Consider the following 26,438-nt stretch of genomic DNA (forward strand, 5'->3'; position numbering starts at 1 on the left):
GTGGCTACCCGGACCGGCACGACGCGCAGCGGCTGCACCGGCCGTCCCGGGCAGCGTGGCTTCACGCTGATCGAGATGGTGATCACGCTCGCGCTCGTGGCGATCCTCGCGCTCGCGGTCATGCCGTTTTCCGAACTGGTCGTGCAGCGCCAGAAGGAGCACGAGCTGAGCGTCGCGTTGCGCGAGATCCGCACCGCGCTCGACGCGTACAAGGACGCAAGCGATGCGGGGCAGATCGAAAAGGAAGCGGAAGCGTCCGGTTATCCGCCGTCGCTGGCCGTGCTGGTGACCGGCGTGAAGAACGCCCGGGATCCGAAGGGCGGGCTGCTGATGTTCCTGCGTCGGGTGCCGCGCGATCCGTTCTTCGCAGGCGATCCCGACACGCCCGCCGAGGAGACCTGGGACGTGCGCGCCTACGGCACGCCGCTGGATCCCGCGGCCGGCGGTCCGCCGGCCGGCGATACGTCCGGGAGCACCGAGGCCGGCAAGGACGTGTTCGACGTGACGTCGAAATCCGCGGTCGTCGGCATCAACGGCATCCCGTACAAACAATGGTGACGGTGCAACATGAAACACGCTCGCACGCGCAGGTCCCGCGGATTCACGCTGATCGAGATCGTCGTCGTGATGGCCATCATCGGCCTGCTCCTGACGTTGGCCGTGCCGCGCTACATGCACAGCATCGAGCGCGGGAAGGAACAGGTCCGGCAGCAGAACATCGCGGTGATGCGCAATGCGATCGACCAGTACTACGGCGACAACGGCCAGTACCCGGACACGCTCGACGAACTGGTCGCGAAGCACTATCTGCGTTCGGTCCCGCTCGATCCGGTGAATGGCGACGACAAATGGGCGGCGGTCGCGTCGCCGGACGAGTCGAAGCCGGGCGTCTACGACGTGGTGCCGGCGAGCAGCCCGCAGGGTGCGCCGCCGAGCGCGGCCGGAGCGGCGAAATGAGCCGGGCCGGCCGGACGGCGCGCGCGATGCGCGGCCGCCCGCGTGCCGCGCGTCAGCGCGGGCTCGTGCTGCTGGCGCTGCTGATCGCACTGATGCTGATGTCGATCGCACTGGCAGGGGCGCTGGATGTCTGGTCGCTGCAACGGCGCCGCGAGGAGGAGCGGCAACTGCTGTTCGCCGGCGATCAGTACCGCAAGGCGATCGTCCGCTACTACCGTCTGGCGCGCGTGTACCCGCAAACGGTCGATGACCTGCTGGACGACAACCGGTTCGTCAAGCCGGCGCATCATCTGCGCCGCGCCTATCCGGATCCGATTACCGCACAGAACGACTGGGCGTTCCTGTGGCGGGACGATCGCTTCTATGGCGTATACAGCAACTCGGATCAGGCGACGGTCAAGCGGGCGGGATTCCCGCTGCGGTACATGGACTTCGAGGGCGAGGAGACCTACCGCAAGTGGAAGTTTCTGTACCTCGCACCCGGCCTCATCCTGCCGGCCAGCGACGCGGCGCCGGTGTCCGCGTCCGCGGCCGCGCCTGCCCAGGCGGCGAGCTTCCCGAGCCTGTCCGGGTTCGCGGGCGGCTCCCTGCCGGGGCGGGCGCCGTCCGGCCTGCGTTGACGGGCGGCCGGTCGCCGCGCGTCCCGGCGTGCGCGCAAAAAAAGCGCGATGCCCGCACTGGGCATCGCGCACAAACCGGCGTGGAGCGCCGACGAATGAACGGTGATGAAGAAAGGGACGCCCGGTTAGGGGTGCCCGGCTAGGGACGCCCGGTTAGGGGCGGCCGGCGAGGCGCACCCGGCCAGGGCAGCAAGCCCCCCCTCGTGCGAAGCGATCAGGCCTTCGCGAGCTTGATGCCGGTCTGCTCGGCCGTCAGGTAGCCGACGCTGGCGCCGAAGCGGTCCTTGAAGTTCGCGCGCACGAGCGGGTCGAGCGTCGGCTTGACCTTGTCGTGCAGCGGCGATTCCCAGTCGCCCGCGTGCTGGAAGTTGCTCATGATGTAGGTCCAGCCGTTGATCTCGTCGACCGCGTGCAAGCCCGTCGATTCGGCGCCGGCCGGGCACGACAGCACGCGCACGAGCGACTTCGTGTCGACGTTGTAGGCCCACAGGAAGTTGTTCACGTGCATGCCCGAATCTTCGCCGATGAACAGCGTGCGCAGCTTTTCGGAGAACTTCAGGTTGTCCGGGTTCGCGATCTTGTCCGGGTTCGCGAGGTTGCCGAGCCCGTCGGCCGCGGCGAGATCCTCGCCGACGAGCGCGGCCGGCGCGCCCATGTCGACCGGCACCCATTCGCTGTCGATCGCGCTGCCCGTCGTGTCGCGCTGGCTGCCCTTCAGGTTCAGCGCGTAGACGGCGCCCGCGGCGATCTTCTTGTCGACCGCGACGTCGCGCGACACCGCGTTGCCCTTGACCATCGACGTCTCGATCCGCGACATCGCCGTGTAGACGATCTTGTCCTTCGCGTTGACGGTCGTGCCTTCGAGCTTCGTGAACGCCATGCTGCCGCCGAGCAGCGCCGCGTAGCGGTGCGTCTCGAGGAACGCGGCCGCCTTTTCCATCCCCGGCTTCACGCGCATCCAGTTGAACTTGCCGCCGAAGTGGACCTTCGTGTAGCTCGCATCGTTCGGGTCGGTGGTCGTCAGGTCCATGATGTCCGACGCCTTCAGCGTGTTCGCGAGCGCTTCGATCTCGCTGCTCGTCGCGTGGCCGATCCTGATCCACGTGAGCGTCGCCGTGCCCGCGCCGGCGGACGACGACTGCGTCCACTTCGCGACGTACAGCGTGCCGGCCGACAGGTCGGCCGCCTTGTCGGCGACGAACATGAACAGGCCGCCGTTGGTTGCGTCGTCGCCCATCATCACGGTGCGCTGGTCCGGCATCACCTGGATCAGCTCGTGCGAGATGCGGCCGAGGCAGTAGTGCTTCTTCACGGTGCCCGTGCCGTCCGGATTCACGGTGATCTCGGGGAGGTGGCCGTAGTGGTAGGGGTTCGCCTTCGTTTCGTCGCCGAAGGTGTTCTTGCTGAACGCCTTGAACTGCGCGTCGGTCGCGGCCTTGGTCGCGTCCGGCTCGTACTCCTCGCTCGACAGGTGCGTGCCCCACGGCGACAGGCTCGCGCCGCAGGTGATCCACAGGCCGTGCGCCTTCGACGTGTCGACGTTGTGGTACTTGACGACCTTCAGCGCGCCGGTGGCCGGATCCTGGTCGAGCGTGAGCACCGCGATCGGCGACGGCAACTGGCCATACTGCGATGCGCTCGCCTGGTCGCGCGTCGTGTATTCGAACTGCACGACCGCGAACACCGTGTTGCCCTTCACGCCGGGCACGTTGGCGTTCTTCAGCGTGAGCAGCGAGTTGCCGTCCGGGCAGTCGGAATAGAACTGGCGCTCCTTGCCGGCTACCGAACGGTCGATGATCGGCTGGTTGTTGATGTCGTAGTAGCCGCCCGCGAGCGTCGTGCCGCCCTTGCCGTCCGGCACCATGTCGCCCGTCACGAAGAACGGCCGGTACGCGAGCTTGAAGTTGCGCGACGAGCCGTCCGAGAACGACACCGACAGCGTCGAGCCGACCGTCGTCGTGGCCATCGCGGCCGCGTTGTCGAGCGTGGGCGCGGCCATCGCCGAGAACGCCGCCGACGTATAGGCGGCAGCGACCGGGGCCGGCGTCGACGCCGGATTGTCGTCGCCGCCGCAGCCCGTCAGCAAGGCCGGCAGCGCGAGGCCGGAAAGGGGCAGCATCGGCGCGCCGGCGAGGATCTTCAGGGCCTGACGACGGGCAGCATTGGGCAACGCGGGCATGTGGAGTCCAGTTTCAGTTGTTGGAAGAATGGCCTTCGCGAAACGGAAGCAGGCGATCGGCAAGCTTCGCGAAGGCAAATTGAAAACTGGACGGAAGTGTAAGGACGCTCGATGAAAGTTTTTTGAATTGAAAACGTAATGACGTGTCGGGCGTCCGTCAGGTGCTCAGTCGCGTTCGGGCGTTGCCGAGATGCGGTGGATCGACAGGTCAGCGCCGTCGAATTCGGCTTCGCGGTCGAGGCGCAGCCCGACGGTCGCCTTCAGCGCGCCGTAGACGAGCGTGCCGCCGGCGGTGGCGATCGCGATGCCGCCGAGCGTGCCGGCGAGCTGCGACAGGAACGACACGCCGCCGAGACCGCCGAGCGCGGGCAGGCCGAACACGCCGGCCGCGATGCCGCCGAGCGCGCCGCACATCCCGTGCAGCGGCCACACGCCGAGCACGTCGTCGATGCGCCACTTGTTCTGCACGCAGGTGAACATCGCGACGAACAGCGCGCCGGCCGCCGCGCCCGTGACGAGCGCGCCGATCGGGTGCATCACGTCGGAGCCCGCGCACACCGCGACGAGGCCCGCGAGCGGCCCGTTGTACGTGAAGCCCGGGTCGTTGCGGCCGGCCATCCACGCGGCGAGCGTGCCGCCGACCATCGCCATCAGCGAGTTCACCGCGACGAGGCCGCTGATCTTGTCGAGCGTCTGCGCGCTCATCACGTTGAAGCCGAACCAGCCGACCGCGAGCACCCATGCGCCGAGCGCGAGGAACGGGATGTTCGACGGCGGGTGCGCGGCGATCCGGCCGTCCTTCGCATAACGACCGTGGCGCGCGCCGAGCAGCAGCACGGCCGGCAGCGCAACCCAGCCGCCGAACGCATGCACGACGACCGAGCCCGCAAAATCGTGGAACGGCGCACCGAACGCATGCGTGAGCCAGGCCTGCACGCCGTAGCGCTCGTTCCACGCGATCCCTTCGAAGAACGGATAGATGAAGCCGACGATGATCAGCGTCGCGACGAGCTGCGGGTTGAACTTCGCGCGCTCGGCGATGCCGCCGGACACGATCGCGGGAATGGCCGCCGCGAAGGTCAGCAGGAAGAAGAAGCGCACGAGCGCGTAGCCGTTGTGCTGCGACAGCGTGCCGATGTCGTCGAAGAACTCGACGCCGTACGCGATCGTGTAGCCGATGAAGAAATACGCGAGCGTCGATACCGAGAAGTCGACCAGGATCTTCACGAGCGCGTTGACCTGGTTCTTCTTGCGGACCGTGCCGAGTTCGAGAAATGCGAAACCCGCGTGCATCGCGAGCACCATGACGGCGCCGATCAACAGGAACAGTGTGTCGACGCCGGATTTCAGACCAACCATGGCGAGGCTTCCTTGCGCAAAAAACGGGCGAGGAACGCAAGTATCGAGCCAACTTGGTGAACGGTCGCGCGGAATTGGTGCTCTGGCACCATGCGGCGCGGCATTCCGGTGAATCGCGCCCGGTATCGGCGCACGCGCGGCGCGAGCCGGGGGCGCAATTCGTGCACGTGCGTGGTGCGGTGCGTGCGGAACTGGTGCGAGCGATGTGCGGGCAGGTGCGTCGTGGTGCGTCGGTGTGTGCCGCTGCGCACCGATCTGGCGCGTCAGTGGCGCGCGAACAGTTCGCGCGGCCGGCGCAGCCGCAACGCGCAAGCCGACCAGTACGCGGCGACGGTCGTCAGCCCGAGCGCGGCGAACGCGAGCGCCGCGAAGCCCGCGAGCGACTGGCCGTCGCCGTCGGGGCCGAGGATGCCTTGCACGACGATCAGCGCGGCCGTCCAGAAGCCGATCACGGCCTGCGTGAGCAGGCGCGCGGACGCGACGCGGCGCGGGCGTCCGGCCTCGGCCAGGCGGCGCGCCGACGGCCGGCGCAGGCACAGGAACAGGGTGGCGGCGAGCAGCGCGGCCAGGGCGATGAGCCAGTTGACGAGGAAATCCATGAGAAAAGGGGCACGTCCGGAGCGGATTGAAGCGTGCCCACTTTAGTGGCGTCGCGTCTGCGATTGAATCAGACGAGTCCGAAATTGAAAGGCATTTTTAATCGCGGGTCGCCATTGGACCTGTTCCACAGGCGGTATCATCGACGTCGGTCCAACCACGAGGCCGTGCGATGCGCGGCCGGAGATTGCTGATGAACATGAAGACATCGCGGGCGCGTCGCGTGCCCGGGTTCGCGCTGGCAGCCGTGGCTGCCGGTGCGCTGCTGTTGCTCGCGGGCTGCGAGAAGTCCGGCGCGCCGGTCGCCCAACCCGATACGGCCGCGAGCGCGGCCGCCGATGCCGCGAACAATGCGGCCAAGGCGCTCGACCAGGTCGCGAGCACCGTCAACCAGCAGCTCAACGCCGCGAAGGCCGGTATCGCGTCCGCGGCGTCGGCCGTGCCGCCGCTGTCCGCGAGCGGCCTCGCATCGGCTGCGCAAGCGCAGATCGACGCAGCGGCTTCCGCGGTCGTCGCGCATGCGGCGTCGGAAGCCGGTGCGAAGATCGCGGAAGCCGGCAAGAAACTCCAGCAGTGGAGCCAGCAGAACGCTTCGGGCGCGAAGCCCGCAAGCGGAGAATGATGCGGGCTTGCACAATCCGCAAAATGTAACTATCATAGTTTCACATTGTCGCCGGCCGGAGTATGGGCCGGCGTCGTCGAGTGAGTCAGGAATGAATACCAGCAGCCGGTTCGCGTTTGCCGTTCACGTGCTCGCCTTGCTGTCGATGCAGGAAGGCGTACCGCTGTCGTCCGACATCATTGCGGGCAGCGTGAACACGAATCCGGCACTGATCCGCCGGTTGCTGTCGATGCTGGCGGCCGCGGGGCTGACCACGTCGCAGCTCGGCGCGGGCGGCGGTGCGCTGCTGGCGCGCGAGCCCGGCGAGATCACGCTGCTCGACGTGTATCGCGCGGTCGACGATGCGCAATTGTTCGCGCTGCACCGCGAGGCGCCGAATCCCGCGTGTCTCGTCGGGCGGCACATCCAGGGCGTGCTGATCGACTACATCGGCGACGCGCAGCGCGCGATGGAGGCATCGCTCGCCACGCGCACGCTTGCCGACGTCACGGCCGACGTGCTGGATTCGGAGCAGCGCACGCAACACGCGGGGCGCGCCGGCGGGTGACCGGCGGCAGGCAGGGCAGGAAGCCGGGCGGCGCGCAGGCGCGGCGATCGGCGCAACGGGGGATTTGCCCCGTTTTTTTCGGTCTTATGTGTAATCAATCAAGTTACATATTTTTTATTTGTGGAGAATCGATATGACGCAACGTACCTTGAATATCGCGCTGTTCGGCGCCACCGGCATGATCGGCTCGCGCATCGCAGCGGAAGCCGCGCGGCGCGGCCATCGCGTGACCGCGCTGTCGCGCAACCCCGGCGCGGCCGGCAACGGCATCATCGCGAAGGCGGCCGACCTGTTCGACGCGGCCAGCATCGCGGCCGCGCTGCCGGGCCATGACGTCGTCGCGAGCGCGTACGGTCCGAAGCAGGACGATGCGGCGAAGGTCGTCGCGGTGGCCAAGGCGCTGGTCGCCGGCACGCGTCAGGCGGGCCTGAAGCGGCTCGTCGTGGTGGGTGGCGCCGGTTCGCTCGAAGTCGCGCCCGGCAAGCAGCTGGTCGACAGCGAAGGCTTCCCGGAAGCGTACAAGGCGGTCGCGCTCGCGCACCGCGATGCGCTCGACTACCTGAAGACGGCCGGCGATCTCGACTGGACGTTCTTCGCGCCGGCCGCGATGATCGCGCCGGGCGAGCGCACGGGCACGTTCCGCACGGGTGTCGGCACGCTGATCGTGGACGCGCAGGGCAACAGCAAGATCTCGGCGGAAGACTACGCGGTCGCGTTCGTCGATGCGCTCGAGCAAGGCAGCTTCGTGCGCGAGATCGCGACGGTCGCGTATTGAGCGATTTGGCGGCTGGCGCCGCGTGGGCGCCAGCCCGACCCGGCCGCGGCGCGCGAGCCGCAACGGGCGGCACTCGAGGCGATTCCACCTTGACGGGTGGAGTCGCCTTTTTTCGCTTGGTCGGACGCGTGCCGGCGCGCGATCGTGCGCGCAGCGGATTCTTGTACCGGATTGGTATTTATACCGGTCGACGCAGACAGGCGGTTTCCATATTGTTCCCCGTTGTGCAGGATGCATAGAATAAATTTCTATCTACGAGGGACTGGAGAAATGGACGCCATCGATCGCAAGCTGCTGGAGCTGTTGCAGGCGGATGCCACGCTGCCGATCGCGGAACTGGCGCAGCGCGTGAACCTGTCGCAGACGCCGTGCTGGAAGCGCGTGCAGCGGCTGAAGGAAACCGGCGCGATTCGCGCGCAGGTTGCGCTGTGCGATCCGCGCAAGCTCGGGGTCGGCACGACCGTGTTCGTCGCGATTCGCACGAACCAGCACACCGAGGAATGGGCGCAGCGTTTCACGCAGGCCGTGCGCGACATGCCGGAAGTGGTCGAGGTCTACCGGATGAGCGGCGAGACCGATTACCTGCTGCGCGTCGTCGTCGCCGGCATCGACGATTACGACCGCGTCTACAAGCAGCTGATTCGCGCGGTGCCGCTGTTCGACGTCAGCTCGTCGTTCGCGATGGAGCAGATCAAGTATTCGACCGCGCTGCCCGTGCGCGATCTTGCCGAGCCGGCTTGACGCGGTACAGCGCGGCACCGTTGCGGATCGCGCGGGCGGCGCCGGTTCAGCGGCCGCGCGCCAGTGCGCGCGCCCGTTCGTCGGCCAGCGCGTCGCGGCGCACGAAATCCGCGACGAACGGGCTGGCCGGATGGTGATGCAGCGCATACGGCGTGTCCCATTGTGCGAGTTGCCCGTCCTTCATCACGCCGATCCGGTCGGCGATCGCAAACGCTTCGGCCTGGTTGTGCGTGACGAGGATCGCGGTATGGCCCGTGCGCTTCAGGATGTCGCGCAGCTCGAACGCGAGCCGCTCGCGCGTATCGACGTCGAGATTCGAGAACGGTTCGTCGAGCAGCAGCAACTCCGGCGACGGTGCGAGCGCACGCGCGAGTGCGACACGTTGCTGCTGGCCGCCCGACAGTTCGTGCGGATAGGCGCCGCCGGATTCGGCGAGGCCGACGAGTTCGAGCATGTCCGCGACGCGCGCACGGCGTTCGGCCTTCGGCATGCGACGCAGGCCGAACGCGACGTTGTCGGCCGCGCTCAGGTGCGGGAACAGCGCATAGTCCTGGAACATCATGCCGATGCGCCGCCGCTCAGGCGGCACGTCGAGCGACGGCGCGGCGACGGGCGCGCCATCCAGCACGATGCGCCCCATGCGCACGGGTTCGAAGCCGGCGATCGCGCGCAGCACGGTGGTTTTTCCGCAGCCCGATGCGCCGAGCAGGCAGCCGATGTCGCCGCGCGGCAGCGCGAGGCTCAGCCCGTCGACCACCGTGCGGCGGCCTTGCGGCGTGTCGTAGGCGACGCAGAGGTCGTCGAGTTCGAGCAGGTTCACGGGTTCAGGCTCCGATCTTGTGGCGGGTGCGGGCGAGCAGGATCACGGGCACGAGCCCGGCCAGCACGATCGCGAGCGCGGCGACCGCGCCTTCCTCATAAGTGCCGCGCGCGGCTTCCGCATACAGCCAGGTCGCGAGCGTGTCGAAATTCAGCGGACGCAGCAGCAGCGTCGCCGGCAGTTCCTTCATCGCGTCGACGAACACCAGCAGCGCGCTCGTCGTGAGCGCGGGCCGCAGCAGCGGCAGGTGCACGCGGCGCAGCGTGCCGCCGGCCGTCTCGCCGAGCGAGCGCGATGCCTGTTCGAGCGACGGCGGAATGCGCGCGAGGCCGGCCTCGATGCTGCCGGCCGGAATCGCGAGAAAGCGCACCGTGTACGCGATCACGAGCGCGGTCGCCGAGCCCATCAGCATCAGTCCGTCGCGGCCGAGCAGGGTGCCGAACAGCCGGTCGGCCGCCGCGAACGGGATCAGCAGGCCGATCGCGAGCACGGTGCCCGGCACCGCGTAGCCGAGGCTCGCGATCCGTGCACAGACGCGGGCAGGGCCCGCGCGGGCGCTGTCGCGTTGCGCGCGCGCGGCCCATGCGACGACGAGCCCGCACGCGAGCGTCGCGGCGGTCGCGGCGGTGGCGATCGTCAGCGTGTTCGCGAGCCCCGTCATCAACTGCGCGGACACGCCGCCGACGAGATGCAGCCGCTTGCCGGTCTCGACCGCGAGGTACGCGGCCGGCGCGCCGAAGCCGAGCAGCACGGGCAGCCAGCCGAGCACGGCGGCGCCGAACGCGGCCGCGCCCGTCAGGCGGTGCGGCGCGATCGGCCGCATGCGCCGGCCATGCGCGTAGCGCTGGCGGCGGCGTCCGTAGCGTTCGAGCACGATCATGCCGACGACGATCGCGAGCATCGCGAGCGCGATCTGCGCGGCGCCGGCGAGATCGGAGCGCGTGATCCACGTCGTGTAGACGGACACGGTCAGCGTCTGCACGCCGAGGAATTCCGACGCGCCGATGTCGTTCAGCGTTTCGAGCAGCGCGAGGCTCACGCCGACCGCAATCGCGGGCCGCGCGAGCGGCACGACGACGCGCCAGAACGTCGCGATGCGCCCCGCGCCGAGCGTGCGCGCGGCTTCGAGCAGGCTCGCGGACTGCGTGACGAACATCGCGCGCGTGCTCAGGTACACATACGGATACAGCACGAAGCCGAGCACGAAGATCGCGCCGGGCAGCGAACGCAGGTCGGGCAGCCGGAACTGGCGCGGGCTGTCGAAGCCGAGCAGCCAGCGGATCGCACCCTGGACGGGGCCGATCGGGTGCAGCAGGTCGAGGTACGCGAACGCGACGATATAGGTGGGGACCGCAAGCGGCAGCAGCAGCGCCCACGTCAGCATCCGGCGGCCGGGAAAGTCGTAGGCGGTGACGAGCCATGCGCAGCCCGTGCCGACGATCGACACGATCGCGCCGACGCCCGCGAGCAGCAGCAGCGTATTGACGAGCGCCTGCGGCAGCACGAATTCGGCGAGATGCCGCCAGTGCGCGAGATCGGCGTCGAACGCGGCGGCCACGAGCACCGCGAGCGGCGCCGCGACTGCCGCGGCGATCGCCAGCGCCGCGAGCAGCCACAGGCTGCCCGCGCGCGGCCGCAGGCGCGGCCGGTACGGCTGGCGGCGCGCGCCGGCGGACGATGCATCAGTTGTCAAAGCCGACCTTGTCGACGAGCTGGCTCGCCTGCTTGCGATGCTTCGCGATGTCCGCCAGCGGCAGCGAATCGACCTTCAGCGCGCCGAAGCTCGCGATCACCGGGTCGAGCTTCACGTTCGCGCGCACCGGGTATTCGTAGTTCGCCTGCGCATACAGCGCCTGCGCTTCCGGCGACACGAGGTATTCGAGCAGCTTCACCGCGTTGGCCTTGTGCGGCGCGTGTTTCGCGACCGTCGCGCCGCTGATGTTCACGTGCGTGCCGCCGCTCTTCGCGTTCGCGAACGTCGGCCGTACGACCTTGATCGCGTCGCCCCACTTGCGCGCGTCGGTGCCCGGCTCGGCATTCTTCATGTGACCGACGTAGTACGCGTTCGCAAGACCGACGTCGCAGATGCCGCCGAGGATGTCGCGCGCGACGTCGCGGTCGCCGCCCGTCGCCTTGCGCGCGAGGTTCGCCTTCACGCCGCGCAGCCACTTTTCGGTGGCGGCTTCGCCGTCGTGCGCGATCATCGCGGCGACGAGCGCCGTGTTGTACGGATGCTGGCCCGAGCGGATGCACACCTTGCCCTTCCATTTCGGATCGGCGAGATCCTCGTAGCGGAACGCGTCGACCTTCAGGTCCTTTTCGACGTACAGCACGCGGTCGCGCAGCGACAGCGCATACCAGTCGCCGTTCGCGCCGCGCAGGTTCGCGGGAATCGCGTCGTCGAGCGCCTTCGAGCGCACCGGCTGCGTGAGCCCGCCGTCGACGAGATCGAGCAGGTTGCCGACGTCGACCGTCATCAGCACGTCGGCCGGCGATTGCGCGCCTTCGGCCTTCACGCGCTCGAGCAGGCCGTCCTTCACGAACACCGTGTTGACCTTGACGCCGCTCTGCTTCGTGAACGCGTCGATGAGCGGCTGGATCAGCTTCGGCTCGCGGGTGGTGTACAGGCTCACTTCCTCGGCTGCATGGGCCAGCGGCGCGAATGCGGCCGCGGCAAGGGCGAGGGCGCCGGCGAGCGGCAGCAGGCGGGTGCGCGGATTCGACATGAAGACTCCGGTGGGGCAGGTGGACGAGGGAGCGTTCCGGGGCGCGCCTGCCGCCCGAGCGACCCGGAGCATTACAAAATGAAAGACTCCGGATTCTAGATCGAAATGGGAACGATTATCAAATGAAAGCTTGCGGCGAGCTGTGGCGAAGGCAGGGACGGGGATCGGAAACGGGACGTCGCGGCGGTGGCGCAAGCGCGTAGAATGCCCGCTTCGACGAATTTGACCGGAGACGTACCGACCATGAACGATCAGCGCAAGAAGAACCCTGTCCGCAACGTGAGCATCCTGATCGTCGTGGCCGTGCTGCTCGTGATCGGGACGATCCTGTACAACGCGGTTTCGCAGAAACGCGCGTACGACGAGGCCCATCCGGCCGAGGCCGCGAACGCGGCATCGCACTGACGTGCCGGTGCGCGGCCCGGCCGGGCCGCGTACGGCGTGCATGCGAAAGGGGGAAATCCGCGGCTTCCGGCGCGGCAGTCGCCGCGCGGAGCCGGGAAAGAAGCGGGCGCCGAAACCGGCGCACCGCGCAGGCAGGTCAGCAGTGCGTCAACGTGACGCAGGTGCGAACTTCGGGCGGATCCGTGCGTAGAACACGACCGCGAGCAGCGCGAGCCACGCCGCGCCGACATACAGCGCGACACGCGTATCCTCGAACCAGCCGAGCATCACGATCACGAAACCCATGAACGCGATCGTCAGTGCCGGCGCCACCGGCCACAACGGCACCTTGAATTTCAGCGCCGCGACTTCGGCGTTCGACAGGCGGCGACGCATCGCAACCTGCGACAGCAGGATCATCAGCCACACCCACACCGTGGCGAACGTCGCGATCGCCGCGACCATCAGGAACACGTCCTTCGGCATCAGGTAGTTGAGCAGCACGCCGACCAGCAGCGCGCCCGCCATCACGAGCACCGTGACCCACGGCACGCCGTGCCGCGACGTCGTCATCAGCACGCGCGGCGCCTGGCCCTGCCGCGCCATCCCGAACATCATCCGGCCGGCGCCGAAGATGTCGCTGTTGATCGCCGAGATCGCCGCGCTGATCACGACCAGGTTGAGGATCGTCGCGGCCGATTTCACGCCGAGCGCCGAGAAGATCTGCACGAACGGACTGCCGTCGCCGCCGACGCCCGTCCACGGGCTGATCGACATCAGCACGACCATCGTCAGCACGTAGAACAGCAGGATGCGCGCGGGCACCGCGTTGATCGCGCGCGGAATCACGCGCTCCGGATCCTTCGCCTCGCCTGCGCTCATCCCGATCACCTCGATCCCGCCGTACGCGAAGATCACGACCGACAACGACGCGATCAGCCCGCCGACACCGTTCGGCAGGAAGCCCCCATGGTTCCACAGGTTCGCGAACGTCGGCACGTCGGCCGAATGGCCGAAGTGCATGCCGGTCAGCAGGATCGCAACGCCGCCGCCGATCATCGCGACGATCGCGCCGACCTTGATGATCGACAGCCAGAACTCGAGCTCGCCGAACACCTTCACGTGGCACAGGTTCAGCCCGCAGATGATCGCGACGACCCCGAGCACCCAGATCCATTGCGGGACATCCGGAAACCAGAAGCCCATGTAGATGCCGAACGCGGTGATGTCGGCGATCGCGACGATCACCATTTCGAGCGTGTAGGTCCAGCCCGTGACGAATCCCGCGAACGGGCCGAGGTTCTCGGTCGCGTAGTGGCCGAACGAACCGGCGACGGGTTCGCGTACGGCCATCTCGCCGAGCGCGCGCATCACCATGTAGACGGCCGCACCGCCGAGGAGATACGCCAGGATCACGGCCGGGCCCGCGAGCTGGATCGCGGACGCCGAGCCGTAGAACAGGCCCGTGCCGATCGCCGAGCCCAGCGCGAGAAAGCGGATGTGCCGCGCGCTCAGGTGGCGCTGCAAGTTTTTCATCGAGTCTCCGATATCGTTATGCGACGGACCGGGCGAGCGGAGCCGGTCCGATTGGCTCAAGTTGTCTATACAACTTGAATGTGAACGAATGATAACAAGCCGGGCCCGGTAACCGGAATCGGGTATTCCCTGACTGGCGCGACGAGCGGAATAGAGGGTGGGGCGGTCGCGCGCCGTCGGCGTGGAGCGGGCGGGTCATGCTTCGGGGGATCGTGGAATCGGGGAACGCCGGTGGCCGAGCCGCGTCGTGCGCGGGCCGGCCACCGGCGGGAACAGTCGGAGGGTCAGGCGGGCAGGCGAATCACGCTCGCGTCCTTGCGGATCAGCAGCGACGACGCGAGCATCTGCTTGCACTGGTGCGCGAGCACCTTCAGGTCGTGCGTGAGCTCGGCGCCGACCGCATCGGATTTTTCCGCCGACACGACCATCGCGTCGAGATCGCGCGTGATCTGCTTCGACGCTTCGAGCTGATCGGCGGGCGGCGGCTCGCCGGCCTCGGCCTTCTCGAGATTGTCGAGCACGGCGGCGAGGCCGCGATGCAGCGCGTCGTCATGGACGAGGCTGTCGTCGGCCGCGCACGCGTTGCGGATCAGCGGCGCGGCGGCCGTGATCTGCGCGCCGAGCACGTGCGTCTGCACGAGCAGGTCGTTCAGCTCGGGCACGAAACGCTGATGCGCCTTCGGCTCGATCATCATCCGCTGGAACGCCTGCCCGAGGTTCGCGAACGCGATATGCACGTCCTTGCGCGCGAGGCGGTAGCGGTAGTCGTCGTCGAGGCTCGTGGCCGGCGTCTCGACCGCCGCGGCGATGACCGGCACGACGGCCGCGCCGTCGGCGGTGGGCACGGGCGGCGACGACGCACCGCGACCGGCGCGCCACACGGCTTCGAAATACTTGCGGGTCGCCACGAGCATGTCGGCGACCTGCTTGCCCATCAGCCGGTATTCCCAGTACGGGAACAGCCGGCTCGCGGCGATCGCGATCATGCAGCCGACCAACGTGTCGATCGCGCGCTCGCCGATGATCCGCATGCTGCCCGGCGCGAGCAGGTGGAACATCAGCAGCACGTACGACGACGTGAATACGACGCTCGCCGCGTAGTTGAACAGCAGCAGGCTGTAGCTCATCACCATCGATCCGAACATGAACGCGATCAGCAGGTGCGGCTCCTTCACCGTGTAGATCAGCGCGATGCTCGCCGCGCAGCCGATCAGCGTGCCGACGATCCGCTGCGCGTTGCGCTGCTTGGTCAGCGAATAACCGGGCTTCAGGATGATGATGGTCGTCATCACGATCCAGTACGCGTTCGTGAGCGGCAGCAGCCGGCCGAGCCAGAAGCCGACCGCCACCGCGATCGTCATGCGCAGCGCGTGGCGGAAGCTCGGCGAGCGCATGTTCAGGTTCGAGAAGATCAGCAGCGGCGACATCCGGCGGCGCTGCAGGAAGCGCGTGAGCGCCTTGTCGATCTTCAGTTCGGTTTGCTGCGGATCGGCGTGGCCGGACAGGTTGCGGCGCATCCGTTCGATCAGGCGCGTCGCGCTCCAGATGCGCCGGAACGTCGACAGCACGGCCGCATACGCTTCCGCGTTGGTGGCCGCGAAGTTCTTCTTGCGCATCAGCTCGATCTCGTACTCGATCGCGCGCAGTTCGGCCTTCACGCTGATCCGCGAATGCGGCGCACGATTCTCGAGCACCGCGAGGCCGATTTCCTCGAGATCGCGGGCCGCCTTGCGGATCAGGTCGCGGTAGAAAATGATGAGATCGGAGCCGCCGAACGTGTTGCGCACGAGCGGGTAGTCGGTGTGCGCGCCGACGAACAGCTCGTGCAGGTCGACGCTGTTGATGAACAGGTTGTACATCGTCGTGCGGCCGGGATCGAGCTTGCCGCGCCGCAGCTTCGGCAGGTTGCGCAGCACGATGTCGCGCGCGGTTTCCTGCGTTTCGACCGCGGTGATCTGCCGGGCGACGAGATTGCGATAGCACTCGTCGAGATCGGCATCGAGATCGTAGAACTGCGCGCGCGCGAGCAGGTAGTCGGCGCACGCGAACAGGCTCTCGGCCAGCGCCTGCTGCTCGATCCGGCGCGCCTGCCATCGCGACACGAGCGTGGCCCAGTACGTATACCAGAGGCCGCCCGCGAGAATCCAGCCGGCGTTGACGAACGCCTGCAGCGGCGTGAATTTCTCCTCGAGCGTCATCACCATCATGAACAGCGTCGCGAAGCTGATCTGCGGCCAGCGGTTGCCGTAGACGACGATCAGCGACAGCACGAACGTGAGCGGCACGATCGTGAGCCACAGCGCGAAGATGTGCGGTGTCGCGAGGCCGGTGGCGAGCGCGGCGAGGAAACCGATCACGCTGCACGCGAGCATTTCGTTGTGCTTGTACTTCAGCGGGCCCGGCATGTCGACGACGCACGCGCCGAGCGCGCCCGTCGAGATCGTGAAGCCGAGCTCCCGGTTGTGAAACACGATCAGGCACAGCACGGCCGGCAGCGAGACGCCGACCGCGATCCGCAGGCCGCCGAAAAAGTACTGGCTGTAGAAAAACTTTCTGATTTCGACCGAATAGCGCATCGATGGGCTGAATGGCAGACGAAGAGGCCCGGGGGCGGCATGTTGACTGGCGACGAGTCTATCGTATTTCGCGGTCCGCAAAACCTGGCTTTCCGGACGAGGCTCGCGGCGGCGGCCCATTTGCTATCCTTGGGGACCCTGTTCGCCCGGCCCGGCCGGCGCGAGGTCCCGACGCCTGCCTCATGCTCCATCTCTTCTATTCGAATCGTCACGAAACGCTGGCCGACGCGCTGCTCGAAGATCTGGCCGCGTTCCCGGCCCGCAACGGCCCGTGGGCGCCGCAGCAGGTCATCGTGCCGAGCGCGGCGCTGCGCCGCCGTCTCGAGCTCGACATCGCCGCGCGCAACGGCGTGTGTGCGAACGTCGAGTTCACGTATCTCGCGCAATGGCTGTGGGCGCAGATCGGCCGCGTGATGGAGGTGCCCAAGCGTTCGCCGTTCGCGCCCGACCGCCTCGTGTGGCGCTGCTACCGGCTGTTCGCGCAGGCGGCCGACGGCGGCGCGCCGTGGCTCGCGTCGCCGCGGCTCGCCGCGTATCTGTCCGCGTCCGACGATGCGATGCGCTACGAGCTCGCGCACCGCGTCGCGGCCGTGCTCGATCATTACCTGACCTATCGTCCCGAATGGCTGGCCGCGTGGCAGGCCGGCGAATCCGTGCTGGCGGGCGACGGCGCACCGCGCGGGATCAGCGACGCCGCGCGCGACGACGAGCGCTGGCAGGCCGCGCTGTGGCGCGCGCTGCTCGCGGAGCTGAGCGACAGCGGCACGCCGCCCGCGCACCGTTTCCTCGTCGAAGCGCGCCATCTCGATGCCGATGCGGTTGCGCGCGCCGACTGGCCGGAATCGGTCAGCGTGTTCGCACTGCCGACGATGCCGCCGCTGCACGTCGCGCTGCTGCGCGAACTGTCGCGCTGGATCGACGTGCGCGTCTATGCGCTGAACCCGTGCCGGGAATTCTGGTTCGACATCGTGACCGCCGCGCATGCCGAGGCGCTCGATGCGGCCGGGCGGCTCGACTACCAGGAAGTCGGCCATCCGCTGCTCGCCGAGTGGGGCCGGCAGACGCAGGCGCAACTGCACATGCTGCACGAACTGACTGAAAGCGCCGCGTCGGGCGATGCGGCGCGTTTCGTCGAGAATCCCGCGCCGACGTGGCTCGCACGCGTGCAGAACGCGATCCTCGAACTGCAGCCGGAGGCCGAAGCCGGCGATGCGCCGGCCGAACGCGGGATCGAGGTGCACGTGTGCCACAGTCTCGCGCGCCAGCTCGAGGTGCTGCATGACCGGCTGCTCGCGTGGTTCGACGCGGACGCGAGCCTGCAGCCGTCCGACGTGCTCGTCGCGGTGGCCGACCTCGCGGCGGCCGGGCCGCTGATCGATGCCGTGTTCGGCACGGCAGGCGCCGGCGGCGCGCGCGTGCCTTACCGGATCACCGGCCTGCCGCCGTCGCAGGCAAACCCGGTCGCGCGCGTGCTGCTCGACTGGCTCGCATTGCCGGAGCGGCAGGTCGGCGCGCCGGAGCTGGTCGAATGGCTGCGCGTCGACGCGGTGGCTGCGCGCTACGGCATCGATGCGGCCGCGCTCGAGACGGTGCAGACCTGGCTCGCGGCTGCCGGCGCGCGGCGCGGGCTGTCGCCGCTCGCGAGCGACGACGCAGCCGTGCCTTCACCGCGCCATACGTTCTCCGATGCGCTCGCGCGGCTCTTTCTCGGTTATGCGATGCCCGAAGGCGCGGCGCCGGTCGGTGCGTGGCTGCCGATCGAGGCCGCCACGGGCAGCGAGGCCGAGCTGCTCGGCCGGCTCGCGCGCTTTACCGACGATCTCGACGGCTTCGCGCGGCGGCTCGCCGAATCGCATACGCCGCGCGGCTGGAGCGAGCTGTTTGCCGACACGCTCGCGCGCTTCTTCGATTCGGGCGCCGCGTATGCGGACGCGCTTGCCGGTGTGCGCGACGCGCTCGACGCGATGCTGGCCGCGATGACGGAGGGTGCGCCCGACGAAGCGTTGCCCGCGGCCGTCGTCCGTGCGGGGCTGACCGCGGCGCTCGACGATCCGGCGCGCGGCGGGGTGCCGTGGGGCGGCGTCACGTTCTCGTCGCTGACGAGCTTGCGTGGCCTGCCGTACCGCGTCGTCTGCCTGCTCGGGATGGACGACGGCGTGCTGCCGAGCCTTGCGCGCGCGGACGAATTCGACCTGATGGCCGTGTTGCCGAAGCTCGGCGACCGGCAGCGCCGCGACGACGAGCGCAACCTGTTTCTCGACCTGCTGCTCGCCGCACGCGATCGGCTGCTGATCGCGTACACGGGCCGCAGCATCCGCGACAACGCACCGTTGCCGCCGGCGGCGCTCGTCGACGAACTGCTCGACCATCTCGCACTCGTCACGGCCGGGCCCGACCCGGCGCCGGACGCCGTCGATGCCGCGCGACGCGCGTTCATCGTCGAGCATCCGCTGCAACCGTTCGCGGCCGCGTATTTCCAGCCCGGCAGCGGGCTCGTTTCCTATGACGCCGAGCGTGCGGTGCTCGCGTCGCTGCTGGCCGCCGATGCGTCGCGCGACGGGCCGCGCGAACTGCCGTTCTTCGCGCAGCCGCTGCCGGCCGAACCGGTCGAGCCCGTCGCGTTCAGCGAATTCGAACGCTTCTGGCGTCATCCCGCACGTGCGCTGCTGCGCGCACGGCTCGGCATCGTGCTCGCCGACGCGCAGGCCGAATTGCTCGACCGGGAGCCGTTCACGCTCGACTTCGCCGGCAGCGACGCGCTCGCCGAACGCGTGCTGCCGCTCCTGATCGAATCGGATGATGGGGCCGCGCACGATCATGCGTTGCGCATTGCCGATGCGAGCCCCGAACTGCCGGGCGGCGCGACGGGCGCCGTGTGGCGCGACCAGGCGCTCGGCTCGATGGCGCAGCTTGCGTCGAACGTGCGCCGCGCGCTGGCCGACGGCATCGAGCGGCGGCCGTTTTCGCTCGTCATCGTGCCTGCGTGGCCCGACACGGAACAGGCGCTGTTCGGCGCCGACGACGCGATGCTGTCGGGCGATGCGGTGAGCGCGCCGCTCGAGCTGCACGGCACGCTGAACCGGCTCACGCCGGCCGGGCAGATCATCTACCGCTATGCACGGCCGAGCGCGCGCGACTACCTGTCCGCGTGGCTCGCGCATCTCGTCTACTGCGCGATCGAGCCGGGCGGTCCGCGCCGCACGCTGTGGTTCGGCAGCGGCGGCGCGTTCGAACTCACGCCGGTCGCGGCGCCGCTCGAACGGCTCGCGCCGCTTGCCGCGCTGTTTCGCGCAGGGCGGCGCATGCCGCTGCGGTTCTTCCCGCGCAGCGCGTGGGCGAGGGTGTCCGACGGCGACGCCAAGGCCGCGAGCGTCTGGATCAATGAGCGCGTCGTGAGCGAAGCCGACGATCCGGCCATCGCGATCGCGTGGCGCGGCGCGCATGCATCGCTCGACGAGCCGTTCGGCACGCTCGCGCGGCTCGTGTTCGAGCCGCTCGTCGAACATCTGAAGGAGGTCGCATGAGCGCCGTATCGCAGCCGCAGCCGGCGCTCGAACTCGACGTGTTCGCGTGCCCGCTCGACGGCGTCAACCAGATCGAGGCGTCGGCCGGCACCGGCAAGACCTGGAACATCTGCGCGCTGTATGTGCGCCTGCTGCTCGAAAAAGATCTGGGCGCGGACGAAATCCTCGTCGTGACCTTCACGAAGGCGGCGACGGCCGAGTTGCACGAGCGGATTCGCGGCCGGCTCGCGCAGCTCGCGCACGTGCTCGACACGGGCGACGACGGTGGCGATCCTTTCATTGCGCGCCTGCTCGACACCACGCTCGGCGAAGACGGCGCGCTCGATCCCGAGACGGCCGCGAAGCGGATCCGGCGCGCGCTGCGCGCGTTCGACCAGGCCGCGATCCATACGATCCACGCGTTCTGCCAGCGCGCACTGCAGGAAGCGCCGTTCGCGGCCGCGATGCCGTTCGCGTTCGACATGGAGGCCGACGACGCATCGCTGCGCTTCGAGCTCGCGGCGGACTTCTGGCGCACGCGCGTCGAACCGGCGGCCGCGCGCTGGCCGGGCTTCGCGACCTGGCTCGTCGAATCGGGCGCCGGCCCGGCCGCGCTCGATGCGCAGCTCGCGCGCCGGCTGAAGAAGCCGCTCGCCGCGCTGCGCTGGGACGGCGTGACCGAGCCGGACGAATCGGCCGAGGCCGCCGCGGCCGAATGTTTCGCCGAGGCGGCGCGGATGTGGGCCGCCGAGCGTGAAGCGATCGATGCGTTGCTGTGCACCGCGCAGCCCGCGCTCAACCAGCGCTCGCACAAGCCCGATGCGGTTGCCGATGCACTCGCCGCGTGGGCCGCGCATTTCGCGCAGGGCGAAGCGACGGCCGCGTTGCCGAAGGCCGCACTGAAGCTCACGCGCACCGCGCTTGCGAAAGCGACGAAAAAAGGCGGCGCGACACCCGAACACGCGTTCTTCGACGTGGCCGACGCGCTCGAAGCGGCCGTGGCCGCGGCCGAAGCCGCGCAGCGCGCACGCTGGCTCGCGCTGATCGCCGAATGGCTCGACATGGCGCCGGGCGAACTGGCCGAGCGCAAGCGTACGCGGCGGGTCGTCTCGTTCGACGATCTGCTCGCGAACCTGTACCACGCGCTGCATGCGCATCCGTGGCTCGCCGAGACGCTGCGCGCGCGTTATCCGGCGGCGCTGATCGACGAGTTCCAGGATACCGACCCGCTGCAGTTCGCGATCTTCGACCGCATCTTCGCGCCGGGCGGGCCGCTCTTCCTCGTCGGCGATCCGAAGCAGGCGATCTACAGTTTCCGCGCGGCCGATCTGCATACCTATCTTGCGGCACGCGCGAGCGCGAGCGCGTGCTACACGCTCGCGGTCAACCAGCGCTCGACACCCGCGATCGTCGATGCGTGCAACCGCTTCTTCATGTCGAATCCGCGCGCGTTCGTGCTCGACGGGCTCGACTACTACGCGGTGCGTGCCGGCACGCGCGTGCGTGCGCCGTTCGTCGACGAAACCGATCCGGGCCCGGCCGGCGATTTCCGGGTCTGGGCGCTGCCGGGCGGCGAAGGCACGCTGCTCAAGCGCGATGCGCAGGCGCAGGCCGCCCAGGCCTGCGCGGCCGAGATCGCGCGGCTGATGCGCGGCGCGCGCGAAGGGCGCGTGCGGCTGGGCGACACGCCGCTGTCGCCGGGCAACATCGCGGTGCTCGTGCAGACGCACCGGCAGGGCAGTCTCGTGAAACGTGTGCTCGCCACGTGGGGCATCGGCAGCGTCGAACTGGCGCAGGCATCGGTGTTCTCGACCGGCGACGCCGAGCAGCTCGAACGCGTGCTGGCGGCGATCGACGCGCCGGGCGACTTGCGGCGCTTGCGCGCGGCGCTCGCGGCCGACTGGTTCGGCCTCGATGCCGGCGCGCTGTGGCGGATGGAGCAAGGCGACGGCGATGCGTCGCACGAAGCGTCCGCGGCCGACAGTGCCGACGCGATGAGCTGGGTCGAGCGTTTCTCGCGGTATCGGCTGCTGTGGCGCGAACGCGGTTTCGCGGTGATGTGGCGCACGTTCACGCGTGAGCTGCGGATCGCCGAGCGGTTGATGGCCGGCGCGGACGGTGAACGCCGCGTGACCGACATCAACCATCTGGCCGAGCTGACGCAGGCGCGCGCATCCGCTCAGCCGGGCATCGCGCCGACGCTGCGCTGGCTCGCTGCACAACGGCTCGACGGCGGCGGCGAGGAAGCGCAGTTGCGCCTCGAATCCGATCGCAACCTCGTGCAGATCGTGACCGTGCACAAGTCGAAGGGTCTTGAATACGCGATCGTGTTCTGTCCGTTCCTGAACGACGGCGGGTTGCGCGAGCCGCCCGCGTCCGCGCTGCCCGATGCGCGCGAGTATCACGACGACGCGGGCGACGCGGTGCTGCATTACGGATGCGACGACGAGGCGGCCGCGCACGCGGCGCGGCAGGCGCTGCGCGAGCAGGCCGCGGAACGCGCGCGGCTCGTCTACGTGGCGCTCACGCGCGCGGTCTATCGCAGCTACGTCGTCGCCGGGCCGTACCTGTCGTCGCGTTCGACGCGCGAAGCGCGGCGCAGCGTGCTCAACTGGCTCGTCGCGGGCGCCGGCCAGGCGTTCGATGCGTGGCTCGACGAGCCGCCCGACGAAGCCGCGCTCGATGCCGCGTGGCTTGCGCTCGCGGGCGGCCCCGTGAGCGTCGCGCCGCTGCCGGTGCCCGCGCGCCGCGAGCGTCTCGCGGCCGGGCACGACGCATCGCAGACGCTCGCGGCGCGCCATGCGGCACGCGTGCTGCGCGATGCGTGGCGGATGACGAGCTTCAGCTCGCTGACCGCGTCGATGGCGCGCGAGGAAGCGGGCGTCGCGGCCGTGCCCGACGACGAACTGCGGCCCGACCACGATGCGCTTGCCGAGGTGGCGCCGGACGGCGAGTTCATCTTGGCCGATACGGTTGCGCCCGAACCGCCTGACGACATCCTCGTGTTTCCGCGCGGCGCGGCGGCGGGCGAGTGCCTGCACCGGCTGTTCGAACTCAGCCGGTTCACGGAGCCGGAGTCGTGGCACAAGGCCGCGCTCGGTGCGCTGCACGACCGGCCGGTCGAGGCCGAGCCCGAACTCGCGACACGCCTGCCGGCGATGATGGCGCGGCTCGTCGACGACGTCGTGCGCACCGAGCTCGTGCCGGGCATGCGGCTCGCCGATCTCGATCCCGCGAAGCGGCTCGACGAAATGGGTTTCCTGTTCCCGGCGCCGTCGCTCGACCTGGCGGCGCTGCGCCGGCTGCTGGTCGCGCACGGCTACCCGGACGTTGCACTGGAGGCGGGCATGCTCGCCGGTTTCATCAAGGGTTTCATCGACATGATCGTCGAACACGACGGCCGCTTCTGGATCGTCGACTGGAAGTCGAACCATCTCGGCACGACGCCGGACGCGTACGGCCCGCGCGCGCTCGACGTCGCGATGGCCGATCACGCGTATCACCTGCAGGCGCTGCTCTACACGGTCGCGCTGCATCGCTACCTGCGCGGGCGGTTGCCCGATTACGACTACGACACGCATATCGCGGGCTACCTGTACCTGTTCGTGCGGGGCGTGCGGCCCGACTGGCGCAGCGGCGGCGAGCCGGCCGGCGTGCATGCGCGGCGGCCCGGACGCGCGCTCGTCGACGCACTCGACCGGATGATGGAAGGGGGCCGCGCATGAATGCGTCCGACGACACGCTCGAATTTACCGGCGGCCTCGTCGCGCGGCTGCCCGAGCCCGCCGATTTCGGCATTGCGCTCGCGGAAGGCTTCGCGCGCCGCATCGGCGACCTCGCGCGGCGCGCCGGCGCACCGGCCGCGGCCGCGCGCTGGGCCGCGCGCGCCGCGTTCGCGACCAGCCGCGCGACTGCGGGCGGCCACGTGTGCGTCGCGCTCGGCGCGCTCGCGCAGCGCTACGAAGAACCGCTCGACGATATCCGCGCGGCGCTCGCCGCGAGCGGCGTGGTCGCGTTCGGCACGCTCGCGCGCGGCGACGAGCGGCCGCTGATCGTCGACCGGCACGACCACCTGTACCTGTCGCGCTATTTCGATTACGAACGGCGGCTGGCCGATGCGCTCGTGGCGCAGGCCGGCGTCGCCGCGCCGGACGAAGGGCTGTCGCCCGACCGGTTGCGCGACAACCTCGCGCGTTACTTCGGGCCCGCGACCGGCGACGTCGACTGGCAGCGCGTCGCGGCGATCGTCGCGCTGACGGGCCGCGTGACGATCGTCAGCGGCGGCCCCGGCACCGGCAAGACGACGACCGTCGTCGGCGTGCTGGCCTGTCTGCTCGACGCGCACCCGGGGCTGCGCATCGCGCTGGCCGCACCGACCGGCAAGGCCGCGCAGCGGATGCAGGAAGCGCTGCATGCACGAGCCGGCGACCTGCCGCCCGAACTCGCGGCGCGCCTGCCCGACACGTCGTACACGCTGCATCGTCTGCTGGGTGGCGGCGGGGCGGCCGGCTTCCGGCATCATCGCGACAATCCGCTGCCCTACGACCTGATCGTCGTCGACGAGGCATCGATGATCGACGTCGCGCTCGCCGCGCATCTGCTCGACGCGCTTGCGCCGGGCGCACGGCTCGTGCTGCTCGGCGACAAGGATCAACTGGCGGCGGTCGAGGCGGGTGCCGTGTTCGCGGAGCTGAGCGCACGGCCGGCGTTCACCGCGGCGGCGCGCACGCGCATCGCGCAGGCGCTCGGCATCGACGAGGCGGCGTTCGTCGCGGCGTTGCCGGTGCCGGACGAGGCCGCGACGGCGACGGTGCCTGCTGCGAATCCGGTGTCCACTGCGGCACCGGCCCAGGTTTCCGCTTCGGCATCTGCCGTCGCTTCACGCAAACGGGCATCACGTCCGCGCGCCGATGCGCGACAGGCGTCGCTGTTCGACGACGAACCGCAGGACGACGCGGTTGCCGCGCCCGACGTCGCGCCATTGCCGTCCGCGGGTCCGGTATTGACCGATGCCGGCGATATCGGCGATATCGGCGATGCGGGTGGTGCCCCTGCATGGATCGAGGTCGACGAACTCAGGTGGCTCGATGCCGTCGAGCTGCCGCCGTTCGATGCCGGCGACGCGGCGCCTGCGTCGGTGGCGTCGACATTGCCCGGCGAACCCGCCGCGTCGCCCGCCACGCCCGCACCGGCACCGCTCGCCGACTGCGTCGTGTGGCTCGAACGCAATTACCGCTTCGGCCTCGATTCGCCGATCGGGCGGCTGTCGCTCGCGATCCGCAGCGGTGACGTGCAGGCTGCGCTCGACTCGCTGCCCGCGGACGATGCGGCTGCCGCGTCGTTCCACGACGATGCGGGCGAGTCGCTCGCGTCGTCGACGGTCGAGCGGCTCGCGCGGCGGTTCGGCGCATACCTCGATGCATTGCGCGACGTGCTGGCCGCGCCGGTGCCCGATCCGCTGCCGCTGTTCGACGCGCTCAACCGCTTCCGGATCCTGTGCGCAACGCGCAGCGGCTTGCGCGGCGCGGAACACGTCAACGCGCTCGTGGCCGCGCACGTGCGGCACGCGGCGCGCGTGCCGCTTGCAGTGGGCGCGCACTGGTTCACCGGACGGCCGATCATGGTGACGCGCAACGACTATGCGCTCGGGCTGTTCAACGGCGATATCGGCATCGCGTTGCCCGACGCGCACGGCGTGCTGCGCGTGTGGTTCAGGCGTGCGGACGGCACCGCGCGCGCGGTGTCGCCGGCCGCGCTGCCGCCGCACGAAATGGCGTTCGCGCTGACGGTCCACAAATCGCAGGGCTCGGAATTCGACGAAGCCGCGCTCGTGCTGCCGGCATCGTTCGGCCGCGTGCTCACGCGCGAACTCGTCTATACGGCCGTTACGCGGGCACGCACGCGCGTGCAGGTGATCGGGCCGCGGCGCGTGCTGGCGCAGGCGGTCGCGACGCGCACGCAGCGCGATTCGGGGCTCGCGGCCCGCGTCGACGAGGCAATTGCACGGCGACGCACGGAGGCTTCGCGATGATGATCCGCTATACGCTCGATCCGGCGGAAGTCGAATGGACGGCCGTGCGCGCGCAGGGCGCGGGCGGGCAGAACGTGAACAAGGTGTCGAGCGCGATCCACCTGCGGTTCGACATTCGTGCGTCGTCGTTGCCGCCGGTCATCAAGGAGCGACTCCTCGCACTGTCCGACCAGCGCATCACGCGCGACGGCATCGTCGTGATCAAGTCGCAGGAATACCGCACGCAGGAGAAGAACCGCGAAGCCGCGCTGGCGCGACTCGACACGCTGATCGCAGGCGTCGCGTTCACGCCGCGCGCACGGGTCGCGACGCGGCCGACGCGCGCGTCGAAGGAGCGACGGCTCGAGCACAAGTCGCGCCGCAGCGCGGTGAAATCGGGAAGAGGGAAGGTGGACGACTGACGAATGGATGGCCGGAGGGCCGCACGCTCGACGGGCATCGCGGGCGAATGCCTGCCGCCGCGCC

The 26,438-nt window shown here is 69.4% G+C and carries 20 protein-coding genes; 12 read left to right on the top strand and 8 right to left on the bottom strand.

Going from position 1 to position 26,438, the window contains the following annotated elements; genetic code table 11:
• Genes R9B84_RS06155 through R9B84_RS06165 form a run of 3 tightly spaced genes read left to right on the top strand, consistent with a single transcriptional unit; the run spans position 1 to position 1,577 of the window.
• Positions 1–558 carry a type II secretion system protein gene (locus tag R9B84_RS06155; protein WP_423759597.1) on the top strand — a complete coding sequence of 186 codons (558 nt, stop codon included), beginning with the start codon at positions 1–3 and terminating at the stop codon, positions 556–558.
• Between the two features lie 9 nt (positions 559–567).
• The gene (locus tag R9B84_RS06160; protein ID WP_048251286.1) at positions 568–957 is read left to right on the top strand and encodes a type II secretion system protein; all 390 of its coding nucleotides are present in this window, start codon (positions 568–570) and stop codon (positions 955–957) included.
• A complete protein-coding gene (locus R9B84_RS06165; protein WP_423759598.1) occupies positions 954–1,577 on the top strand; it encodes a type II secretion system protein in 624 nt (207 codons plus the stop codon). Before R9B84_RS06160 ends, R9B84_RS06165 begins: the two co-directional genes overlap by 4 nt.
• Positions 1,578–1,791: 214 nt before the next feature.
• Here the strand turns inward: R9B84_RS06165 and R9B84_RS06170 are convergent, their stop codons facing one another.
• The 3 genes from R9B84_RS06170 to R9B84_RS06180 form a co-directional block, all read right to left on the bottom strand.
• On the bottom strand, positions 1,792–3,756 hold the full coding sequence (locus tag R9B84_RS06170) for a PhoX family protein (RefSeq protein WP_423759599.1): 1,965 nt from the start codon (positions 3,754–3,756) through the stop codon (positions 1,792–1,794).
• Between the two features lie 165 nt (positions 3,757–3,921).
• Positions 3,922–5,115, bottom strand: a complete 1,194-nt coding sequence (locus R9B84_RS06175) for an ammonium transporter (protein ID WP_423759600.1) — start codon at positions 5,113–5,115, stop codon at positions 3,922–3,924.
• Positions 5,116–5,378: 263 nt separating this feature from the next.
• Positions 5,379–5,714: a hypothetical protein gene (locus tag R9B84_RS06180; RefSeq protein WP_423759601.1), complete on the bottom strand. Its 336-nt coding sequence runs from the start codon at positions 5,712–5,714 to the stop codon at positions 5,379–5,381.
• Positions 5,715–5,905: 191 nt separating this feature from the next.
• Here R9B84_RS06180 and R9B84_RS06185 point away from each other — a divergent pair, with 191 nt between their 5' ends.
• The 4 genes from R9B84_RS06185 to R9B84_RS06200 all read left to right on the top strand — a co-directional run bounded on the left by R9B84_RS06185 (position 5,906) and on the right by R9B84_RS06200 (position 8,397).
• Entirely contained in the window at positions 5,906–6,334 is a 429-nt protein-coding gene (locus R9B84_RS06185) for a hypothetical protein (RefSeq protein ID WP_423759602.1), read from the top strand.
• Between the two features lie 91 nt (positions 6,335–6,425).
• The gene (locus tag R9B84_RS06190) at positions 6,426–6,881 is read left to right on the top strand and encodes an Rrf2 family transcriptional regulator (protein ID WP_338639181.1); all 456 of its coding nucleotides are present in this window, start codon (positions 6,426–6,428) and stop codon (positions 6,879–6,881) included.
• Between the two features lie 133 nt (positions 6,882–7,014).
• Positions 7,015–7,656, top strand: a complete 642-nt coding sequence (locus tag R9B84_RS06195) for an NAD(P)-dependent oxidoreductase (protein ID WP_423759603.1) — start codon at positions 7,015–7,017, stop codon at positions 7,654–7,656.
• Between the two features lie 270 nt (positions 7,657–7,926).
• Positions 7,927–8,397, top strand: a complete 471-nt coding sequence (locus R9B84_RS06200; RefSeq protein WP_011351482.1) for an Lrp/AsnC family transcriptional regulator — start codon at positions 7,927–7,929, stop codon at positions 8,395–8,397.
• A gap of 46 nt (positions 8,398–8,443) precedes the next feature.
• On the opposite strand, the gene R9B84_RS06205 is transcribed toward R9B84_RS06200, so the two are convergent.
• The 3 genes from R9B84_RS06205 to R9B84_RS06215 are packed head-to-tail and all read right to left on the bottom strand — an operon-like array spanning position 8,444 to position 11,943.
• Positions 8,444–9,217 (bottom strand): ABC transporter ATP-binding protein, encoded by a 774-nt coding sequence (locus R9B84_RS06205; protein WP_047900268.1) that lies wholly within the window; start codon positions 9,215–9,217, stop codon positions 8,444–8,446.
• Between the two features lie 4 nt (positions 9,218–9,221).
• The gene (locus R9B84_RS06210) at positions 9,222–10,910 is read right to left on the bottom strand and encodes an ABC transporter permease (protein ID WP_423759604.1); all 1,689 of its coding nucleotides are present in this window, start codon (positions 10,908–10,910) and stop codon (positions 9,222–9,224) included.
• The gene (locus tag R9B84_RS06215) at positions 10,900–11,943 is read right to left on the bottom strand and encodes a Fe(3+) ABC transporter substrate-binding protein (protein ID WP_423759605.1); all 1,044 of its coding nucleotides are present in this window, start codon (positions 11,941–11,943) and stop codon (positions 10,900–10,902) included. Before R9B84_RS06215 ends, R9B84_RS06210 begins: the two co-directional genes overlap by 11 nt.
• A gap of 243 nt (positions 11,944–12,186) precedes the next feature.
• Here R9B84_RS06215 and R9B84_RS06220 point away from each other — a divergent pair, with 243 nt between their 5' ends.
• Positions 12,187–12,348, top strand: coding sequence for a hypothetical protein (locus tag R9B84_RS06220; protein WP_096472894.1), 162 nt, complete (start codon positions 12,187–12,189; stop codon positions 12,346–12,348).
• A 147-nt stretch (positions 12,349–12,495) separates the two neighbouring features.
• Here the strand turns inward: R9B84_RS06220 and R9B84_RS06225 are convergent, their stop codons facing one another.
• Both R9B84_RS06225 and R9B84_RS06230 read right to left on the bottom strand, forming a co-directional pair.
• Positions 12,496–13,863 (bottom strand): amino acid permease, encoded by a 1,368-nt coding sequence (locus R9B84_RS06225; RefSeq protein WP_423759606.1) that lies wholly within the window; start codon positions 13,861–13,863, stop codon positions 12,496–12,498.
• A gap of 284 nt (positions 13,864–14,147) precedes the next feature.
• Entirely contained in the window at positions 14,148–16,439 is a 2,292-nt protein-coding gene (locus tag R9B84_RS06230; RefSeq protein ID WP_423759607.1) for an FUSC family protein, read from the bottom strand.
• A 182-nt stretch (positions 16,440–16,621) separates the two neighbouring features.
• On the opposite strand from R9B84_RS06230, the gene recC reads away from it, so the two are divergent.
• The 4 genes from recC to arfB are packed head-to-tail and all read left to right on the top strand — an operon-like array spanning position 16,622 to position 26,374.
• The gene (gene recC / locus R9B84_RS06235) at positions 16,622–19,963 is read left to right on the top strand and encodes an exodeoxyribonuclease V subunit gamma (protein WP_423759608.1); all 3,342 of its coding nucleotides are present in this window, start codon (positions 16,622–16,624) and stop codon (positions 19,961–19,963) included.
• Entirely contained in the window at positions 19,960–23,667 is a 3,708-nt protein-coding gene (recB, locus tag R9B84_RS06240) for an exodeoxyribonuclease V subunit beta (protein ID WP_423759609.1), read from the top strand. The genes recC and recB overlap by 4 nt, the downstream gene beginning before the upstream one ends.
• Positions 23,664–25,973 (top strand): AAA family ATPase, encoded by a 2,310-nt coding sequence (locus R9B84_RS06245; protein WP_423759610.1) that lies wholly within the window; start codon positions 23,664–23,666, stop codon positions 25,971–25,973. Before recB ends, R9B84_RS06245 begins: the two co-directional genes overlap by 4 nt.
• A complete protein-coding gene (arfB, locus tag R9B84_RS06250; protein ID WP_423759611.1) occupies positions 25,970–26,374 on the top strand; it encodes an alternative ribosome rescue aminoacyl-tRNA hydrolase ArfB in 405 nt (134 codons plus the stop codon). Before R9B84_RS06245 ends, arfB begins: the two co-directional genes overlap by 4 nt.
• The last annotated feature ends 64 nt before the right edge of the window (positions 26,375–26,438 follow it).

It is taken from the genome of Burkholderia sp. NLJ2, assembly GCF_049487195.1.
Classification (GTDB): Bacteria; Pseudomonadota; Gammaproteobacteria; order Burkholderiales; family Burkholderiaceae; genus Burkholderia; species Burkholderia pyrrocinia.

Coding starts and splice junctions, on each gene's coding strand:
- R9B84_RS06160 (WP_048251286.1), top strand. CDS start 568: ATGAAACACGCTCGCACGCGCAGGTCCCGCGGATTCACGCTGATCGAG.
- R9B84_RS06165 (WP_423759598.1), top strand. CDS start 954: ATGAGCCGGGCCGGCCGGACGGCGCGCGCGATGCGCGGCCGCCCGCGT.
- R9B84_RS06170 (WP_423759599.1), bottom strand. CDS start 3,756: ATGCCCGCGTTGCCCAATGCTGCCCGTCGTCAGGCCCTGAAGATCCTC.
- R9B84_RS06175 (WP_423759600.1), bottom strand. CDS start 5,115: ATGGTTGGTCTGAAATCCGGCGTCGACACACTGTTCCTGTTGATCGGC.
- R9B84_RS06180 (WP_423759601.1), bottom strand. CDS start 5,714: ATGGATTTCCTCGTCAACTGGCTCATCGCCCTGGCCGCGCTGCTCGCC.
- R9B84_RS06185 (WP_423759602.1), top strand. CDS start 5,906: ATGAACATGAAGACATCGCGGGCGCGTCGCGTGCCCGGGTTCGCGCTG.
- R9B84_RS06190 (WP_338639181.1), top strand. CDS start 6,426: ATGAATACCAGCAGCCGGTTCGCGTTTGCCGTTCACGTGCTCGCCTTG.
- R9B84_RS06195 (WP_423759603.1), top strand. CDS start 7,015: ATGACGCAACGTACCTTGAATATCGCGCTGTTCGGCGCCACCGGCATG.
- R9B84_RS06200 (WP_011351482.1), top strand. CDS start 7,927: ATGGACGCCATCGATCGCAAGCTGCTGGAGCTGTTGCAGGCGGATGCC.
- R9B84_RS06215 (WP_423759605.1), bottom strand. CDS start 11,943: ATGTCGAATCCGCGCACCCGCCTGCTGCCGCTCGCCGGCGCCCTCGCC.
- R9B84_RS06220 (WP_096472894.1), top strand. CDS start 12,187: ATGAACGATCAGCGCAAGAAGAACCCTGTCCGCAACGTGAGCATCCTG.
- R9B84_RS06225 (WP_423759606.1), bottom strand. CDS start 13,863: ATGAAAAACTTGCAGCGCCACCTGAGCGCGCGGCACATCCGCTTTCTC.
- R9B84_RS06230 (WP_423759607.1), bottom strand. CDS start 16,439: ATGCGCTATTCGGTCGAAATCAGAAAGTTTTTCTACAGCCAGTACTTT.
- recC (WP_423759608.1), top strand. CDS start 16,622: ATGCTCCATCTCTTCTATTCGAATCGTCACGAAACGCTGGCCGACGCG.
- recB (WP_423759609.1), top strand. CDS start 19,960: ATGAGCGCCGTATCGCAGCCGCAGCCGGCGCTCGAACTCGACGTGTTC.
- R9B84_RS06245 (WP_423759610.1), top strand. CDS start 23,664: ATGAATGCGTCCGACGACACGCTCGAATTTACCGGCGGCCTCGTCGCG.
- arfB (WP_423759611.1), top strand. CDS start 25,970: ATGATGATCCGCTATACGCTCGATCCGGCGGAAGTCGAATGGACGGCC.